This is a genomic window from uncultured Cetobacterium sp. (genome assembly GCF_945952365.1).
GTDB lineage: Bacteria > Fusobacteriota > Fusobacteriia > Fusobacteriales > Fusobacteriaceae > Cetobacterium_A.
In genome coordinates, this window is sequence record NZ_CAMFHX010000003.1 from 93,180 (window position 1) to 112,300 (window position 19,121).

The 19,121-nt window shown below is 29.0% G+C and carries 19 protein-coding genes; 7 read left to right on the forward strand and 12 right to left on the reverse strand.

All coding sequences use genetic code 11. The annotated features are described in order from the left end of the window. Positions 1-28: 28 nt before the first annotated feature. Both Q0O83_RS01745 and aroD read right to left on the reverse strand, forming a co-directional pair. The gene (locus tag Q0O83_RS01745; protein WP_294093563.1) at positions 29-901 is read right to left on the reverse strand and encodes a shikimate dehydrogenase; all 873 of its coding nucleotides are present in this window, start codon (positions 899-901) and stop codon (positions 29-31) included. Between the two features lie 30 nt (positions 902-931). Then, positions 932-1,696 (reverse strand): type I 3-dehydroquinate dehydratase, encoded by a 765-nt coding sequence (gene aroD, locus Q0O83_RS01750; protein ID WP_294093565.1) that lies wholly within the window; start codon positions 1,694-1,696, stop codon positions 932-934. Between the two features lie 162 nt (positions 1,697-1,858). On the opposite strand from aroD, the gene Q0O83_RS01755 reads away from it, so the two are divergent. The 6 genes from Q0O83_RS01755 to Q0O83_RS01780 all read left to right on the forward strand — a co-directional run bounded on the left by Q0O83_RS01755 (position 1,859) and on the right by Q0O83_RS01780 (position 5,334). Further along, positions 1,859-2,725, forward strand: a complete 867-nt coding sequence (locus tag Q0O83_RS01755) for a LysR family transcriptional regulator (protein ID WP_294093568.1) — start codon at positions 1,859-1,861, stop codon at positions 2,723-2,725. Between the two features lie 21 nt (positions 2,726-2,746). Continuing rightward, positions 2,747-3,307, forward strand: a complete 561-nt coding sequence (locus Q0O83_RS01760) for a hypothetical protein (RefSeq protein ID WP_294093570.1) — start codon at positions 2,747-2,749, stop codon at positions 3,305-3,307. A gap of 75 nt (positions 3,308-3,382) precedes the next feature. Further along, entirely contained in the window at positions 3,383-3,958 is a 576-nt protein-coding gene (locus Q0O83_RS01765; RefSeq protein WP_294093572.1) for a hypothetical protein, read from the forward strand. A gap of 71 nt (positions 3,959-4,029) precedes the next feature. Next, positions 4,030-4,329, forward strand: coding sequence for a hypothetical protein (locus tag Q0O83_RS01770; RefSeq protein WP_294093574.1), 300 nt, complete (start codon positions 4,030-4,032; stop codon positions 4,327-4,329). A gap of 41 nt (positions 4,330-4,370) precedes the next feature. Then, positions 4,371-4,625: a hypothetical protein gene (locus tag Q0O83_RS01775; protein ID WP_294093577.1), complete on the forward strand. Its 255-nt coding sequence runs from the start codon at positions 4,371-4,373 to the stop codon at positions 4,623-4,625. A 340-nt stretch (positions 4,626-4,965) separates the two neighbouring features. After that, positions 4,966-5,334, forward strand: coding sequence for a hypothetical protein (locus tag Q0O83_RS01780; RefSeq protein WP_294093579.1), 369 nt, complete (start codon positions 4,966-4,968; stop codon positions 5,332-5,334). Positions 5,335-5,488: 154 nt separating this feature from the next. Here Q0O83_RS01780 and Q0O83_RS01785 read toward each other — a convergent pair whose 3' ends face one another. The 3 genes from Q0O83_RS01785 to gltS all read right to left on the reverse strand — a co-directional run bounded on the left by Q0O83_RS01785 (position 5,489) and on the right by gltS (position 8,067). Beyond that, positions 5,489-5,920 (reverse strand): hypothetical protein, encoded by a 432-nt coding sequence (locus Q0O83_RS01785; protein WP_294093581.1) that lies wholly within the window; start codon positions 5,918-5,920, stop codon positions 5,489-5,491. Between the two features lie 125 nt (positions 5,921-6,045). After that, positions 6,046-6,843 carry a glutamate racemase gene (gene murI / locus Q0O83_RS01790; protein ID WP_294093584.1) on the reverse strand — a complete coding sequence of 266 codons (798 nt, stop codon included), beginning with the start codon at positions 6,841-6,843 and terminating at the stop codon, positions 6,046-6,048. Positions 6,844-6,867: 24 nt separating this feature from the next. Continuing rightward, positions 6,868-8,067: a sodium/glutamate symporter gene (gltS, locus tag Q0O83_RS01795; RefSeq protein ID WP_294093586.1), complete on the reverse strand. Its 1,200-nt coding sequence runs from the start codon at positions 8,065-8,067 to the stop codon at positions 6,868-6,870. Between the two features lie 234 nt (positions 8,068-8,301). Between gltS and Q0O83_RS01800 the strand changes: the two genes are divergently transcribed. Further along, positions 8,302-8,838 carry a DUF308 domain-containing protein gene (locus tag Q0O83_RS01800; protein WP_294093588.1) on the forward strand — a complete coding sequence of 179 codons (537 nt, stop codon included), beginning with the start codon at positions 8,302-8,304 and terminating at the stop codon, positions 8,836-8,838. A 66-nt stretch (positions 8,839-8,904) separates the two neighbouring features. Here Q0O83_RS01800 and Q0O83_RS01805 read toward each other — a convergent pair whose 3' ends face one another. From Q0O83_RS01805 to Q0O83_RS01835, 7 genes are read right to left on the reverse strand one after another with little or no spacing between them, the layout of a single operon-like run. Further along, complete coding sequence (locus Q0O83_RS01805; RefSeq protein WP_294093590.1) at positions 8,905-9,810, reverse strand: LD-carboxypeptidase; 906 nt, start codon at positions 9,808-9,810, stop codon at positions 8,905-8,907. 14 nt (positions 9,811-9,824) lie between these two features. Continuing rightward, positions 9,825-10,364: a spore maturation protein gene (locus Q0O83_RS01810; protein WP_294093593.1), complete on the reverse strand. Its 540-nt coding sequence runs from the start codon at positions 10,362-10,364 to the stop codon at positions 9,825-9,827. Continuing rightward, complete coding sequence (locus Q0O83_RS01815; protein WP_294093594.1) at positions 10,364-10,987, reverse strand: nucleoside recognition domain-containing protein; 624 nt, start codon at positions 10,985-10,987, stop codon at positions 10,364-10,366. Before Q0O83_RS01815 ends, Q0O83_RS01810 begins: the two co-directional genes overlap by 1 nt. Positions 10,988-10,998: 11 nt before the next feature. Further along, positions 10,999-12,540: an ABC transporter permease subunit gene (locus Q0O83_RS01820; RefSeq protein WP_294093596.1), complete on the reverse strand. Its 1,542-nt coding sequence runs from the start codon at positions 12,538-12,540 to the stop codon at positions 10,999-11,001. Further along, complete coding sequence (locus tag Q0O83_RS01825; RefSeq protein ID WP_294093598.1) at positions 12,504-13,466, reverse strand: thiamine ABC transporter substrate-binding protein; 963 nt, start codon at positions 13,464-13,466, stop codon at positions 12,504-12,506. Before Q0O83_RS01825 ends, Q0O83_RS01820 begins: the two co-directional genes overlap by 37 nt. A 27-nt stretch (positions 13,467-13,493) precedes the next feature. After that, entirely contained in the window at positions 13,494-16,592 is a 3,099-nt protein-coding gene (locus Q0O83_RS01830) for a UvrD-helicase domain-containing protein (protein ID WP_294093600.1), read from the reverse strand. Further along, the gene (locus Q0O83_RS01835) at positions 16,592-19,120 is read right to left on the reverse strand and encodes a PD-(D/E)XK nuclease family protein (RefSeq protein WP_294093602.1); all 2,529 of its coding nucleotides are present in this window, start codon (positions 19,118-19,120) and stop codon (positions 16,592-16,594) included. Before Q0O83_RS01835 ends, Q0O83_RS01830 begins: the two co-directional genes overlap by 1 nt. Between the last annotated feature and the right edge of the window lies 1 nt (position 19,121).

Consider the following 19,121-nt stretch of genomic DNA (forward strand, 5'->3'; position numbering starts at 1 on the left):
AATCATTCCTTCTATAACTTTATTTTTATTAGTATTTGATATCTAAAACTTCTTTCATATGCTCAATTGGCATCTTTTTTCCAGTCCATAATTCGAAAGCTGCAGCACCTTGGAATAACATCATACCTAATCCATTTAAAGTTCTACATCCAGCTTCATTAGCTAATTTTAATAGTGCTGTTTCTCTTGGAGAGTAAACAATATCTAAAACTACTAAATCAGGTCTCAAGTATGATTTATCAGGAATAAATGTCATACCTTCTAAAGGTTTCATTCCCATTCCAGTAGCGTTTATTAAAAGCATACTCGAAGCAATCTCCTCTTTTAATCTATTTAAATCATTTAAATCATAAAGGTTTACAACACAGTTTGTTTTCTCTTTAAGTTTTTTTACTGTTTTTTCAGCGTTTTCGAAGAACTTATCTTTTTTATTGAAGATAGAAATTTCAGCTACACCATCTAAAGCTGCTTGAACTTGAATAGCTGTTGCTGCTCCACCAGCTCCAACAATAGTTATTTTCTTTCCAATAACATCTACACCAGCATCTTTTAATCCATACATACAACCGATACCATCTGTTATATGCCCAGTTAAAACTCCATTATCATTTACAACAGTATTTACTGCTCCACAAAGTTCAGCTGCTGGTGATATTTTATCTAAGTATTTATGTACAATAGTTTTATTAGGCATAGATACATTACATCCACGAACATCCATCGCTCTAAATCCTTTTATTGTATTTTCTAACTCTTCATTTCCAACCTCAAAAGCTAAGTAAGCGTAATCTAATCCTAATTTAGCAAAAGCCTCATTATGCATAGCTGGTGAGCTTGAATGTCTTATTGGATATGCAATTAATCCTATTAACTCTGTATGTCCTGTTATTCTTTCTGCCATTTTTTCCTCCTAAAATTTGAATTTTATATTTTATAAAGCTTCGTGTAAAGTTTCTAAAATTGTAACTAATTTTTTAGCTTCTAGTTGTCCTGGTGCTGATACTTTATTAACTGCTCCGAAAGTAAGTGCTGAACCAAAAATCTCTCCAGCAACTCTTGAGATAACTCCTTTTCCACCCATTGACATAGTTACCACTGGAACTTTAGCATGATTTTCTTTCATCTCTAGTGTTGCTTCTAAAAGAACTAACACATCCTTCAATGTATTTGGCATAACTGCAATCTTAGCAACATCTGTACCTAACTCTTGCATTCTAACTAATCTTTCAATAATTACATTTTTTTCTGGAGTTTTAAAGAAGTCATGATTTGACATTATTACTTTTACTCCTTCAGAATGAGCTACTTCAATTATCTCTTTTACATATTCATCTCCAGAGAATAACTCTACATCTACTAAATCTACTAATCTACTTTTAGCAACTTCACAATTTAACTTTACATACTGCGCTATGCTAAGTTCTTTTTCTCCACCCTCTTTTAAACTTCTGAATGTAAATAGAATCGGAGTTTCTTTTAAAATCTCTCTCAATGATTTTAAAAGATCAATAACTGCCTCTATATTTTCAACTTTTTCAAAATGGTCAATTCTTAACTCTACAACATCTAAAGTTACACCCTCTAAGTTTTTTGCATATTCTAGTATTTCAGTTTTAGTTTTTGCTACCAATGGTATACATATTTTAGGAATACCCTCACCTAATTTCATATTTTTTATTTCAACTGTTTGTATCATTTCCTCTACCTTTCCCTTTATTCTTAATAACAAGCTTGCTTTTGATAACTCATTATATTGTTTTATAAAAAATAAATCTAATACTAATTTTTTGAAAATCGATAGTTTTTTTCTATTAATTATGGTATGATAAAACAAAGTAAAGATGTTATGGAGGTTATTATGAATTTGAACCAATTGTATTACTTTAAAACTATCGCTAAACTAGAACACTATAACCTAGCTGCTCAAAAATTAAACGTTTCACAGCCAAGTCTTAGTGCTGCCATAGCAAATTTGGAAAAAGAATTATCAATTTCTCTTTTTAAAAAGGTTGGTAGAAATATAAAACTAACTGAACATGGAGAGATGTTTTTAAATTATGTCGAAAACTCATTAGATGTTTTAGAAGAGGGCATCAATAAATTAAAAAAACTCAACTCTTCAATGATAAAACTTGCCTATGTTTTTCCACTTTCAACCTCTTATATTCCTAAATTAGTTAAAGAATATTTAGAAAACCCACAGAATAAAGATGTTAATTTTACTTTAAAGCAGGATTTGACTTTTGATATCATAAAGAAAATTAAAGCTGATGAATATGATATTGGATTTTGCTCAAAAGTTGGAAATGAACCCACTTTAAATTTCATACCTTTGATTGAACAAAAAATAGTATTGATTGTTCCTAAAAATCATAAATTGGCAACTAAAACTGAAATTGAAATTAAAGAGCTCCAAAACTACGATCTTATTAGTTATTTTAAAGAAAGCGGAATGGGACGTTTTTTATCAAAAGCTTTTGAACATCACAATATAAAACCAACAATAAGTTTCGAAGCGGAAAATGAGCAGGGAATAATTGGATTGGTTTCACAAAATTTTGGAATTGCTGTTATTGCTAAAACATCGTTGATAGAAAATAAGAATTTAGTTCAAATATCAATTAAAGATTTAGATTTGAAAAGATATATTTATTTGGTTTATTTGAAAGAAAAGGCTTTAAGACCTCATATAAAAGAGTTTTTAAAATATGTTGAAAATTATTAATTTATAAAAGGAGATAACTTTATGAATTTGAATTTTTTAAAAAAATATTTTTTCTTTTTATTTTTAGTCTATACGATTATCGGATGTTCTTCTAATGAATATAGATGGCAATCATCTCAACTAGCAATTAACAACTCTTATAAATTAAAAACTGGAGATATTATTGTTAAAGATAAACTTCTTACAGATCCTTTATCTTGGCTTGGACATAGCTCTGTTATGATTAGCGATAATCGTATAGGCGATTTTCCTATGCCTGGAAAAGATTACTATACAATAAGTGTAAATGCTTGGTTGAATGAACCATCTAGAAAAGTGATTGTTCTCAGATATAAACATTTTGACAAAGCTTTTGAAAAGCAATTTCTGAAAAATATTCAAACCTATGGCTATGGAAAATATCGAACATCCTTTTTCAAAAAGAAAGATAGTGATTTTTATTGTTCTAAGTTTGTTTGGTTTTTATTTTATAAAACTGCTCAAGATTTAGGATATAATTTAGATTTAGATTCAAATCAAGGTATACTTATATTTCCTTATGATTTTTTAAATTCTTCTGATTTAACTCAAATAATTTTATAACCTATTTTAAATTATTGACCTCTTATTTCAAAAAGTGTATAGTTAAAGTAGTTTTAATAAATAGAAGGAGAAATGATGGATAGGCAAGTCACAATTGAATCGGTTAAATTGGTTGAACAATTAAAAAAAATATTTCCTAAAGATGGATATCATCTTATTAGTTTACAAGAAAAATTTTATGTTTGGGAAAAAAATATGGATATATCAAAAGAAAAACCTATAGAACAACACGACACTGGAATCAGAGGAAGAGATTTACTGAATAGTACAGAAAAGAATTTTTTTGAAAATCTTTATGGGAATATTAAACCTGAAATGCTTATAAATTTTAATTTGAAACCAAAATTTATTGAAAATAGCGATGAATCATTAGAAAAAACTCTTATTTTAGGTGAAGATTTTATTAATACAAGAAAGCAAAGAGTTTTAAAATTTACTTTTTTAAATTTTAGAGAGTTAGATCCTGATGAACTGAAAGATAAAAAACTTTCAGAGGATGAGTTTATAGACTCTTTATTAAATAGTTTTCATCCAGCTCAAATAAAAGAGAGTGAAGAGGATGATGGACCAGGATACTATCTTTTTGAATCTGAAAAAGTGGTAATTCCAGGATTACTGATTCTAATTATCTCTATTCTTTATATGGTATAAAAATAAAAGGATTTAAATTTATTTTTAGTATATACGTTGTGAAATCTATTTCAATTACTTGGGAGGCCATTATGTATTACAGAGAATATTTTTTCTATCTTAAAGAAAGATTACCAGAAAGATGTTACGATATCCTTAAAGAGTGCTATAAAACACAAAAAAATGATATTGAAAACAACTTTAAACAACTGCACAGTAGTACTAAAAAAATTGAGATTACTGATATCCTACTTCCTATAAAAGAGGAATACTATCATATGGATTATGAAATTCTCTTTAGAGAAGAGCTAATTATAAAGGATAGCTCAAGAGAAAACCGTTACAAACTTGATCGGTTTGGAATATATCTTTTACACTATTTAAATAGTTAATTAAGCAACAATATAAAATTAATATAAATATGGAGGAATTAATGAAAGATGCAATAAGTTTTGCAGATACCCTTTACCTTTTAATGGAAGATTTTGAATACACTATTATGGAGCTTGAAGATGATATATTCTCACTTTTACGTGCTGAGTTTCAATTAACACTAAATGAAGAGAATAAAAATTGTTATTTCATTTTAGAAAGTCCTAATTTAAGTCAAAATATCAAACTTTCTGTTGAAAGAGCTGAATATGATGGCGAAGAGTTCTTTCTTGTATCTTCTGTAAAAGTAGCATAAAATATTTAGGAGTGGATTATAAATCCACTCCTTTTATTTGTTTAAATTTTATTTATGAAGTTCAATTTTTATACACTTATTTTAAAAAACTTTTCTATAAAAAAACATATTTGACATTCTCATCCTTTTATAGTACTATATCTTTGAAACCGAATTTGATTGAATAGATCTATATACCCCCCAAAATCTATTTTAATCTTTTTATTTTAACACTCCCCCGTGTTAATAAAAACTCCTTTTCCCCAAAAGGAGTTTTTTTATTTCTTTTTATTTTTATAAAAGGAAACCAATATATTTTGAGAATAATAGATAGGAGCATTAAAATATAGGAGGGATTTATATGAAAAAAATAGTTTTAGGACTAACACTTCTTTTATCATTAACATCATTTGCTAATTCTAAAGAGGATATGATTGAGGTGGGACTTATGAGTAGATTTCCTATTTTAACTGATGATGTCACAACAGTTAATGTACATGAATTCGATGTGGATTTAGACCACGAAAAAATAGAGATCAAACTAGAACTTAAAGGTGTTGGAAGAAAAGAGGAGTTTGAAAAAATAGATAAATCTAAGCTTGAAACTTTAATGGCTGATATGGCTAAATACGCTCAAAATGAATCAGGAAAAAATCTACCGGTACATATTGAGGTTGAAGTTGATAGAGATATGATTCCAGATGAAACTCTTTATAAAAATATATTTTAAAATGAAGTAAAAAAATAGAAAACTAAAAAGGCACCTTTCAATGTAAAAACATTTAAAGTTGCCTTTTTTTAAAAATCTAATACCCCCGTATTATCTATAATATATCACATCCCTTAATTAATTTCAAGTTTTTTTGTTCATTTTTTGTAAGTTTTCATTCAAAATCATCTATTAAGAAGTTTTTTTTGACTCTATCTGATATGTGATCAAAATAAACTGAACGATCTATATAACAATCTATAAACTCCTCATTCAAAATATTATAATTCTCTAATCCTTCCAATAAATCAGAACGATTTATTATCAATCTTCCCTTAAAAATCTCATTAATATAATTCTTTATATCTTTTGCTGAAAATATTGAGATATAACTTTCGAAAAATAGATGCAATCTATTTTTGCTATAATTCTCATACATTTCTAAAACTTCAATATGATTTTTTACATAGTTTATATTGTCAACATATCTTCTAAACTCATCAACTGGTATTACAGATCCAGAAATATAAAATATACTGTCTATATAAACCAAATACGGTTGTACTTTATAAACTGATTTTAATTTTTCTTCTGCTAAATTATTCATAACTTTATCCTCCTCACAATACCATATCCGTTGATTTATTATACTAAAATTAATCACTCTTTCTTTTCTTTAATCTATTTTTTCTTAAAAAAATGACGGTGATATTTTTTATCACCGCCATCCTTTTAATCTGTTAAAGGTTGATACACATTTGAAAGTTTTTCTCCTAAAAATCTTTCTCCAACCTTTTTAAAAATCTCTATATCTCCACTTACAAAATAATCTACTTTAATTTTTTCTTTTTTTTCTTTTTTAAATCCAGTTCTTAAAGCCAACTTATTCAGTTCAAACAAAACTTGCATCGCGACCTCTTCTGCAGGATCAACTATTTTTTTATCTATCAAAATCTCTATATCATCTCTTATCAGAGGATAATGAGTACAACCTAATACCAACGTATCAATCTCTTCTGGAAGCTGATGAATATACTCTTTTAATAGATTCAAATTTTTCTCTGAACTTTCCCATCCTCTTTCAATCATAGGACAAAGCAGTTCACAACCTTTTTGAAACACTTCAGATTTTGGATTTATTTTTTTTATAGCTTTTTCATAAACTTTACTTTTCGCTGTTAGAGGTGTTGATAAAACTCCAATCTTTTTATTTTTACTTTCTTTTATAGCTATCGCTGCTCCTGGCTCTACAACACCTATTATTGGAACACTTGTAAACCTTTCCTTTAACGTTTCTAATGCCGCTGCTGTAGCTGTATTACAAGCTACTACAATAATATTAACTCTATTATCAATTAAAAATTCCGCAATCTTTAAACATAGCTTTTGTATCTCTTCAACACTTTTACTTCCATAAGGTGAGTTTAAACTATCTCCATAATAGATTACATCTGCAAAATCTATCTTCTCTTTAATTTGTTTTAAAACACTTAACCCTCCAACTCCAGAATCAAAAACACCAATTTTCATTCTAACCCTCCCCAAAAAGCTATTTTACTTTCCAAATATATTTATAAAAACTGTTATTATAGAAGCATTTGTAAAATCTATAAATAGTGCACCAACTAAAGGAAGAACAAAGAACGCTGTTGGTGATGGACCATTAGCTGCTGTAAATGACTCCATATTTGCCATTGCATTTGGTGTTGCTCCCATTCCAAATCCACAATGACCAGAAGACATAACTGCTGCATCATAATCTTTCCCCATAATTCTAAATGTTACGAAGTATGCATAAAGAGCCATTATCACTGTTTGAACTAGTAAAATTACTATCAATGGAACTGCTAACGCTGCTAACTCCCAAAGCTTCATTGACATCAAAGCCATCGCTAAAAATAGTTGTAAAGATATATTCCCCACTATATTTATTGTGTGTAGTGGTAACTCTGTATCCTTTGTATCTACAACATTTCTTATTATTGCTGCAACTAACATAGGGCCAATATATGCTGGTAAAACAACTCCAACTTTTTTTGCCACTGGAATCATCAATCCACCTATTCCCATAGATATAACTATATATACAATCGCATGGAAAAGTTTATCCTCTGTAACCTCTTCCTTTAGAACCTCTTTTGAGTTCTCCTCTGAAATTAAAAACTCCTCTTCTTTATGACCAACCAATCCATAACGCTGCATCAATCTTTTTGCAACAGGTCCTCCTATCATGCATCCTGCAACTAATCCAAAAGTTGCTGAGGCTATTGCTACTGACATAGCTCCCGTTGCTCCAGCTGCCTCTAAAACAGGACCAAAGGCTCCTGATGTCCCATGTCCTCCCGTAAGTGGAACAGAACCTGCGGCTATTCCTAAAAGCGGATGAAGTCCAAAGAATTTAGCTAAACTTACGCCTACTAAATTCTGAATTATTACTAAAATACTTGCCACACATAAAAATATGAATACTTGAATTCCACCTTTTTTAAGAAGTTTTAAACTTGCTAAAAATCCTATTGTGGTAAAGAAGGCTATCATCAATAAATCTTTTAATGAGGCATCGAACGAAAATGAAAATAGTTCAGTGTTTCTACCGATTAATGTAAGTATAGAAAATATAACTCCACCAATTACAGGCGCTGGTATGAAAAACTTTTCAAAAAAGTAAACTTTTTTCTTTATCCATCTTCCAACTAATAACAAAACTACTGCCGTCGCTAATGTCTCTGCCATATTAAATTGATATTCAAACATTTAAATCCCTCCTCAATATTTTTATAGATCATCCTAGCACAAGTATACTTCCAAAAAAACACTTTTTCAAATATATAAATAATATATCGTATATAAACTAAATATATATACAATTGATAAACGTTCTCTGTTTGACATACTTTGAAAAATTAATATTATTAAAGGAGATTTTTATTTTATTTAGAATATATAAGCATAGATATTATTTTACCCTTAAACTTAGGAGGCTTTATTATGGAAAATTTTGATAAAAAAATCTTTAGATATCTTTTATTCACAGGGATACTTTTTACTTTAGTTGGTATTTTTGGTATTTTTACTCCCACTACTTTCTCTGTATATATTGTTGATATTTTAGCAGCATTTTTCTTTGTAAGTGGTATTAAAAATTTTATAAAAGGTTTTCAATTTAGAAAAGTGCCACATTTTCATTGGGGATTATATATCTTCATAGGAGTTCTTGAAATTGTTATTTCAATATCTTTATTTAGTCAACCTTTTTTAAGTCAACTTTATATGATTATATATGCTGGAATATTTATGATTTTTAAAGGTATTTTTATGTTTATAAATACTATTTTCAATCGTAAAACTTTTCCTGATTCAGTTAAATTTAGTTTAAATCCTGGAATTACAGATATACTTTTTGGAATTCTTTTAGTAGCTTTACCATTTATCTCACAACGTTTTATTACTCTTTGTGTAGCTTGGTACATACTATTTAGTGGTGCTAACTTAATTCTATCAGCTTTCTACTTTAAACGTTCATAATTTCCAATAAAAAAGAGAGTACACTTTCCTCAAAACGAAATTAAAATGTACTCTCTTTTTATTTTGCTATATTTTATTTTTTACTAAGATAGTTCTTTTATCTCCATCAATCTCTAAAATTTTTCCAAATTCTAAAGTTAACATTGAATTACAATGCCCTGATTCTAAATCAAAAATAACAGGCTTATCAAACTCTTTAAAATGATTATCAAACACCTCTTTTAAAGACATATCACTCTCAGCAGATTTTTCACAGTTTGCAAAATCTCCCAAGATAACTGCTGCAACTTTATCAAAAACTCCAAAATTTTTAAGTTGCCATAACATTCTATCAATTTTATAAGTTGATTCACCTATATCTTCTAAAAATAGAATTTTTCCAAAGTAATCATAATCAAACTCTGTTCCTAAGCTAGAAACTAAAACTGCTAAGTTTCCACCAACAAGCTCTCCCTTAGAAGAAAGTTTGTTATAAAAACCCAACTCTTTTGAAATATTTTCTAAATAGTAATCATCATTCGTTTCCATAACTTTTAAAAAGTGATTCAAAGTTTCTTTTGTATAATCTCCTGAAAAATTACTCGCTGCCATTGGCCCATGAAAAGTTTTCAGATTACACTTTTTAGAAAAAGCCATATGTAAAGAGGTTATATCACTGTAACCAATAAAAGGTTTTAGATTATTTTTAATCATCTCATAATCCAATAGATTTAACAATCTAATAGCACCATATCCACCTCTAACACACATAATTCCATCAACTTCATCATCTTTGAAAAGCTCATTTATATCCTCTGCTCTTTCTAAATCCGTTCCAGCAAAAGAGTACCAAGATTTATCGGCATTTTTTCCAAGTTTAATTTTAAATCCAATACTTTTTAAATTTTCTATTGCACTTTTTAATTTTCCTAAATCAACACTATTAGCGGGTGATACTAATCCTATAGTATCACCTTTTTTTAACTTTTTCATATTTATTCTCTCTTCTAAGCAAACATTAGATTACAAATCCAAACCGCTGCTAAAATACCAGCTATATCCGCCAATAATCCAGCTACTACAGCATGTCTTGTTTTCCTAATACTTACAGCACCAAAATAAACTGCTAACACGTAGAATGTTGTCTCTGTCGATCCCATCATAACAGAAGCTATTCTTCCTGCTAAAGAATCTGGTCCATGAGTTATAAATATATCATTTAGTATCCCAGTAGACCCACCACCAGAAAGTGGTCTCATTATAGCCATCGGTAAAACTTCCCCTGGCATTCCTATAAACTCTAAAACTGGGTTTATCGCTTTTATTATTACATCAATCGCTCCAGAACTTCTAAACACTCCAATTCCTACTAACATTGCTACTAAGAATGGAATAATTCTTATTGCAGTTGTGAATCCCTCTTTTGCTCCTTCACAAAAAACTTCATACACTTTTACTTTTTTAACAAAGTAAGCATAAGATAAAATAAATAAAATTATGGCTGGAATTGCATATAGTGATATCTTCTCCATTATAACTGTAAACATTACTTATCCCCTCCCACTGTATCTTTTGAAACTTTCTCTCTTTTAAATGTCGGTAACTTTTGTAAAACTTTACAAGAAACTACCGCTACAATAGTTGAAATAACTGTTGCTATTATAGTTGGAGCTATTATCTCTGTTACATTAGCTGAGTTTGCAGCTGCTCTATAAGCTATTACACTTGAAGAGATTAAAGTCACTGATGAAGTATTTATAGCTAAGAATAAAACCATCGCATCTGTTGCTTCATCTTTATTATCATTTAACTCTTGTAACTCTTGCATAGCTTTTATTCCTAAAGGTGTTGCTGCATTTCCAAGCCCAAAGAAGTTTGCTGCCACATTTGCAACTATACTTCCAACTGCTGGATGATCCTCTGGAATCTCTGGGAACAATCTTTTCATAATAGGTCTCAATCCTTTTCCTAGCGCTTTTACAAGCCCAGCTTCTTCAGCTACCTTCATAAGTCCTAACCAGAAAGACATTATCCCCACTAAACCTATCGCTATTTCCACTGCTGTTTTTGATGATGAAATCACTGAATCTGTTACAGCCTGAACATTCCCTGTAAACATCGAGATAATAATTCCTATCATTATCAATCCTAACCATATTGCATTTATCATATTTTCCCTCCCTATTCTTTTTCTGTAATTTTATTTGATACGTAAAACAATACTAGCACTATTATTATATTCACAGATGATAGTGCTGCTCCTTCTAAGAGTTTTTTATCTGAAAAAAGTGAATAGTTTACAAGTGCAATCGTTGGGAAATCTCTTCCTAACTGCATCGAGTAAGATATTGTAAACTCTCCTAGAATAATTGCAAATATCTGTAGATATGTTCCTAAAAATATATTTTTTAATATTGGACACTCAATCAATAAAAAAGTTTTCAACGGTGAAAGTCTATCTATCTTAGCTAAATCTAAAATATCTTTTGGAAACTCTCTCACATATTGATACATAAACGAATATGCAATTGGAACTGTTATTAAAAAATATCCTACAATTAAAAGTACCCATAGTTTTATATCGTAAAGTATATTTAAATAGATTAAAGCTATCCCTAAAAATGCACTCGAAAATCCCATAGTTGAAAATACAACGGCACTACTAACCTTTGTAAAATTTTTTAAAAGTAGATATGTAAACACTATTACAAATATTGGCGTTATAGATGCCATTATTAAAGAGTTTCTAATTCCTTCTAAAACAGGATATGATGAGTTAAAAGCACTACTAAAAAGTTTTAAGAATCCTTCTAATGAAAACTGTCCAGTATAATAGTTATAAAACCCATAGAACACTCCTATTAAAACTATTGAAAACTCTAATAACAGATATACTAAAGAGTAAATAAATACTCCAATTGAAACCTTTTTCTGCTGAAAATCTCCCTCTAACTCATATGGTGAGTAAAGTTCTCCTAAAAGATTTATACCTATTAAAAATAGAAATTGAAATGCCCCTAGAACTAAAGCCTTTGTAAAGTTTGCATCCCTTAAAAGAGTATTTGCTATCTCAACTTCAAAGTTTGAATACCTTATTCCTCCTAAGGCTAAAACTACACCAAAAGAGGCAAAAGTATATATGAAAACTAAAAACATTCCTCTAAAAACTTGAGGAAATATTAAAGGTAGTTTTATTTTAAAGAAAACTCCAATCTCATTTAGTCCATCTATTTTAGCAGCTTCAACAACATTTCTCGGAATATTTCTCATTCCTTGACTTAGATATTTTATCATAATTGGACTATTATAAAATACATTCGCAAATACAATAGCTTTTAAGCTGTATAAAATATTAAAACCTCTTAAAAATGGAAGATTAAACAGAAGTGTAAAAGCAACTACTGTCGATATCGTCGGAAAGAAAAAAGGAATAAAGATTAATCCTTCTAAAATTTTTGTAAGAGTATTTTTTCTGTAACTCATATAGTAAGCTGGTATCAATGCAACTATTGTTGAGAAAAATACCGAAACCACCCCTTGAAGAAGTGAGATTTTAAAAAGTTTAAAATACTCTAGATAATCTAAGCTTTCAATCTCACTTATTTGGAAAAAATCTTTTACAAAAAATATCAAAGGTGTTACCCATAGAACTAAATATATATAGCTATAGGTTCTATTTTTTTTCATTATTTTTTCAATACCTCTACTAATTGTTTTTTCCATCTCTCCATATTTTGAGCTACATACTCTGGATCTAACTTCACAATTTTATTTGTTGTTGGAACAAGTTTATAATCTTCAGGAAGCTTATAATCTATAACTGGGAACATATAATTTTTCTCAAGAGCTAACTTTTGAAACTCAGGTTCTAAAATAAAATCTAAGAATTGTTGCGAAGATTCTTTTATATTCTTTTTGTTTACTAAAGCAGCTCCTTCTATGTAAACATATCCGCCCTCTTCTGGAATATAACTTTTATATTTATCTCCATTTCCATCTTGGTAGAAGTAAAGTGAGCTTGAAGCATATCCACTCATGATAGCTCCCTCTCCTACTGAGAACTTAGCAAAAGAGTCCGACCATCCTGATGAAGTCGTCAAAATAGCTGGTTTTAAATCTTCCCAGAATTTCAGCCAATTTTCACCATAAACCGCTATTGTCCAAAGCATAAACCCTTCTCCTGTAAAACCTCTAGGATCTTGAACTAAAAGCTCTTTTGAATATGTTTTTAACTCTTCGAAAGTTTTTAAATCTTTATTTAGCTTTTCATAATTATAATTTAAGGCTAACATTCCATAATCTATCGGAGTTACTGACCACTCACTATCAATTATAAAATCCTTATTCACTATATTTGAAGCTGTTTTTGGTTTATAATTTTTTATAAGTGAATCTTTCTTAGCATCTAAGTAGTTTATATCTGTTAATCCAACTACTATATCTGCCTTTGGATTTCTTTTTTCCAACTTCATTCTAGGAATTAATCCATCTATTGGAATAAACTTTATATCCACTCCTGTTTTCTCTTTAAAAATTGCTCCTGCTGAACTCTCTATCCATTTCATTGACTCGGGTCCATATACCACTACCTCTTCACCAAATGAAACTAAGCTCATAAAAAATAATCCTGTTAATACTGACTTTTTCACGCTGTTCCCCCTTCTTATTTTTCTAATTTATAGTTTTATCTCTAAAAATTCTCCCGTAACAACATACTCTTCAGATACATCTAAGCTATTCAGATGAGCTTTTACTATGGTGATATACTCATCTAACTGTGCTTGGTTTATTCCTCCAGTTTTATAATCGGCAACAAGAATTCTTCCCTCACTACTTCTAGTTGGTTTTTTTATCATAATTCTATCTATTCTTTTCAGCTCTCCGTCATGGTATATCTCATACTCTGGGTATATATAATCCCACTCCTCTGAAAATATAATTGGGTTATCTCTAAAGAAGTTTTTAAATTCAACTCCATTTAAAATCTCTGTCAATCTTTCCTCACCTATTATAGATGCATGCTTTGAATAAGTTCTCTCTTTTGCTTCGATATGTTCCTCTTCACTATTATTTATAATAAATTCTAAGTAATAGTGAATTGCATTTCCGACTCTTCTTTTTTCCTCTGTAATTACATCAACTAGTAACATTCTATTAGGCTGCTCACACTCTGCAATCTCTTTTTCAATAAAGTCTATCGAATTTAATAGTTCAATATTTTTCTCTCTAGTAATCTCTTCATTTTTTTCAGTTCTACTAATTTTACCACATTTTAAGGTCAATAGTCCATCTATTGAGCTCTTTAAATATCTATTTTCACTATTCCCCAGCACTAAAAATAGATTTTTTTTAGCTCTTGTAAGAGCAACATAGATATTATTTATCTCCTCTTGCTCCTCTTTTATCTCTAACTCTCTTAAAAAATTATAGTTACCATCTAAATATTGTAAAACTTTTTCATATTTTTTATCTACAAATATATAGTTTTCTATCTCACTAAATGGTGATTTAAAATCTATATGAAATTGAATTCCACTATTTAACCCTTTTCTCTGTACTTGATGGAAATAGTAAACAGTTTCAAACTCTAATCCTTTAGATTTATGTATACTTAAAAGTGTTATAGCCGATTCCTCCTCTAAAGAAACCTGTTTAAACTTTGGATTTTTTTTCTCCTGACTCAACGAGCTATAAAAATCATAAAGGTTTTCATGCTCTTTTGATAGCTCTAAAAACTGAAATATATTTTTTAAATCTGATTTTCCTGAGAAGTGTTCTGAGATATTAAACTTTTCTATTACATCTAAAACAAAGTTTTTATTCTCTAAACCTTTTTCTAAAATTTCATCTACTCTTCTAACTACCTCTTTTAAGTTTTCAGGCAGACTCTCTCTCTCCTCTAAATATCCTTTAAGCAAGTATTTCATCTCTATATTTCCTATTTTCACTATATCACTACGTAAAAACTCTAGCAGTGAAAACATATCTCTATTCACTGTATACTTTAACAGCTTATATATGGGATTAACAGCTCTATGATATATTATAGAGTCATTCGAATCTATTATAAATGGTATTTTCCTATCACTTAAAGCGTTTGCAATCTCATTCAATTGCTTGTTACTTCTAGCTATAATACCTATTCCACCATAATCTCCTCTAAAGTTATCCTCTATAGAATCTACCATAGTTTCTATCATATTTTCCTCTTCAAGCTCTTCAGTTGATTTTTCTTTTTTGCCAAAATCTATCGGCTCAGGTAAATCCTCATCGTCCTCATCTTGAAGTAGCTCTTCTTTTCTTAAAACTTCAAAATATCCAAGCTCCTCACTTTTTCCATCTACAGGTGTGAAACTCCATTTATAATCGTGTGATTCTAGCTCTGCAACATCATCATATGTTTCTGACACACCAGAAAACACCTTATTTGTAAAATCTACAATGTGTCTACAACTACGATATGAAGTACTCATAGTTTCTTCTGAAACTCTAATTATATCTGGTAGGTTTTCAAAAAGAGTTTTCTCTCCCCCTCTCCAACCATATATACTTTGCTTTTCATCTCCAACACATATCAGATTTTCACAGCTATTTATAAGACCTTTTAAAATTCTCCATTGAAGAACACTTGTATCCTGAAACTCATCAATAAAAACAGTTTTAAATTGGCTATCGAAAATATCTTTAAAATATTCAGTTATATATCCATCTTTTATAAGATTTATCTCTGGCTTATCGATATATTGGAACATATAGCTACTTATATCTAAATGAGTAAACCTTTTATCAGCAAACTTTATCTCATCATATATAGAGTATAGATTTTGAATAAAGTATAAAATCTCTTTTTCAAAAGTCAAAATCTCTCTATTGAAAACCTCTTTTGAAACTTCCTCTTTCAGTTCAGAAAAAGCTTTTGATAAGATCTCTAACTCACAATCTAAATCTATAGATTTTGTTGTTCTAACTCTTCTTCCATCCCAGCACTTTTCACTTTTCAATATCTCATTCCAATTTTCAATAAGATGATCTAGATGCTGAGCAGTTTCCTTTTCAACAATCCATTTTATAACTTTTGACATATAATCAGTTAGAGGCTTCCCATCCTTTTTCTTTTCTTTTACAGCAGTAAATGTTGCAATCAGATGATTTATAAGCTTATCTATAGATATAGTCGAATCATATCCATCTTTAGATTTCAAATTTTGAGATTGATCTATCAATATCAACTTCCATCTATTGTCTATCAATTTTCTAAGTATATCTAAATACTTTTCAATATCTCTTTCAGTTCTATTTTGTAAAAATATTTTGAACCTATCAAACTCAGATTTATCCTCTACAATCTTTTCAAAACACTTCAATAAAATCTCTATATTTTCAGAGTCATCTATGATTTCATATGAAAATATATTTAAATATGGAGCTATAACGTTTTTAAATATATTATTTATAAATCCATCTATCGTTGAAATTTTCAACCTATCTTTATTATCTAAAACCTCATAATAAACTTTTTTTACATTTTCTACTGATAAATCCAGTTCTGGATATAGATTTTTTAAATTTTCATATAACCCAGAGTTTTTATCTCTATACATCTCCTCTAAGAATAAAATAACTCTCTCTTGAATCTCTGAAGTTGCTTTTTTAGTAAATGTCATAACAAGAACATCTTTATAGTTCTCACCTTTTAAAAGTGAAGCTAAATACTCTAAAGATAGTCTATACGTTTTTCCTGTTCCAGCACTAGCTTTTAAAACTATCCCTTTCATTAGAACTCCCTCCTACATATCTCACCATATTCACAATATTGGCAACCACTTTTTTTCTCACTTAAAGAGTAAATTTCCTCTTTAAAGAACTCTACCAATCTCTCTTTTAAAATCTCCCTCGTCAACTTAACTCTGTCTTGGTTTTCTAGTTTTCCTTCAAAAGCATTATAGATTGATTTATGAGATTTTGTTTCATCTCCATATAACATAATACTATAAAAATCTAGCTGGTTATCTATCTTACTTCCTGTTTTAAAATCTATTATATGATTATTAGTTGTCGTTTCAATAACTAAATCGACTCTTCCACTTAAAGTGACTTCTACATCACTTTTCAAAAATGGCTCTTTTCTACTATTTTTTTCACTCTCTATACGCTTTACTTTTTTCTCTATATATAAATCTTCAATCTCTTTATAAAACTTCAGTATATTTCTAGCAAAACGTGGTATCAAAATTCCTGTAAAATAGTTGTCTAGATAGATAGGTATTTTTTTTCTATTGTTACGGAAGCTAGTGTATAGTAACTCCTCAACCTCTTCATAGCTCACACTATAGTCTGAAAGATTTAAAATCTTTTTCCACATCTTATCCGTTAATTTTTCAAAAACATCATGAACATATGTTCCTAAGAATTTAAGTGATAAGCCCAAAGTATCCTCTTTCTCAAAACTTTCTAACGAACAAAGTTTATTTAGATAGAATCTATACTCACACTTCATTAAAGTATCGTAATCGTATGGTCCTATACTCAGTTCAGCATTTTTAAAGTCCTCTTTCTCTTTTAATAGATTACTCTCTACAAACTCTGGAAGTTCCTCGGTTTTTAAAGCTCTTAATCTTTCTAGAATATCCTCACTATAAACTGTTTTTTCCAATCTATTTATCTTATATCTATTTAAAACTTCAGAAAGAATAGGTGAAACTGCTTCGCCACTGTTTTCATTTTTTATATAGATTAAAATGTTATATCTATTTTTTAAAAGGCTTTGGTAGAATCGATATTTCTCCTCTTTTCTTTCTTTCTCATAGTATGTAAACCCATTCTCTTTTTTTTGTTTTTCTGTCAGATAAAGAGAGTCTCTTTTTATTTTTGGAAGATGTCTTGTACTCATATTTATAAATATAGATTCTCTAGATAAAATAACTTTACAATTCTCCATAGGTTTTATAAGATATTTACCTTCACTGTTATCATTTCTAATAATCTCAACATCATTAAAATATTGTAGTAAAAATTTTAATATATCTCCGCCAGTTTTAAAACAACCTTTTATCTCACTTGATTCTAGCATTATCTCTGTTGTCTTAGCATACCCCATATACTCTTGAAGTTTATCATAAAAATCCTTATATATTTTTTCACGGAACATCTCTAACGAAAATAACTCATTAAAATAATCTATAAATCTATCTATACTTTCAAACTTTGAAACTCTTAAAATATCTTGATAAATTTTAGTTATTTTTTCATTTTCCTCTTCACCAATATATTTATAATCCCAATCAACTCTAGAATATATATACTCTATATCAGCTTTTTCTATCCCGTAGTACTCTTGCATCTCCAAACCTCTTATCCCTTCTAAAAACTTTTTTATAGGAATAAGATTGTCCATCCTAGGTTCTAAACTAGATATCAAATCACTTTGAGCTGTTAAGAATTTAAAAAATTTCGTATCATTTATTGTATAGAAGCTTCCTCTTTTAAAATTATTTGGGAATATTTTAGAGTACTCGTTTTTATCCGCTTCTGGTGAAAATATATTTGTCATATGATTTTTCATCTTCATTATATCTAAAAGGTTTCCAATTAATTCTAGCTCATCTTGAACCTCTAAAATCGAAATCTCATTTTTTTGAACTTTAGGAAGATAAACATCTTTTAACTCTAAATTCTCCTCATCAAAAACTCCAAAATCTCCTTGAACTCTAATTACTACCTCTATAAACTCTTTTAGTTTTGAGATTATAACTTTATCTAAAGGTGTAAAATTAACTATATCTATAAACACAATTTTTTTATATTTTTTAAAAGATGAGAGATTCAGATACTTTAAATTCTCAATCCAATCTTTTGGAATATAGTTTTTTTCCTCTAAATACACATCATATTTAGCTTTAAATTTTTCAAATATTTGAAAATATTTTTTCTGCCACTCCTCTAGTTCAATTGACTCTGTACATAAACTACGATTCAACTCTGTATAGTATTTAAAAAACTTATCTGAAAACTCAATTGATTCAAAATAGTTGTTTATATTTATCTCTTTAAACTCTTTTTTTAAATAGTTATATAAACTTACAAATCTTTTTGCTTCACTTAAGACTATTTTATCTGTTCTAAAAGCCATATCCTTAAACTCTTCAATTGTTAGATATACTGGATCAGGCTCAAATATATTTCTTTTACTCTCTTTTCTTTGACTATTTTTTAAAGGGTAATCAGAAAATATGTACAGAACAGAGGGATCTTTTTTCAATCCCTGAATTAAAGATCCCCCATAAGGTATATATTCAAATTTCATT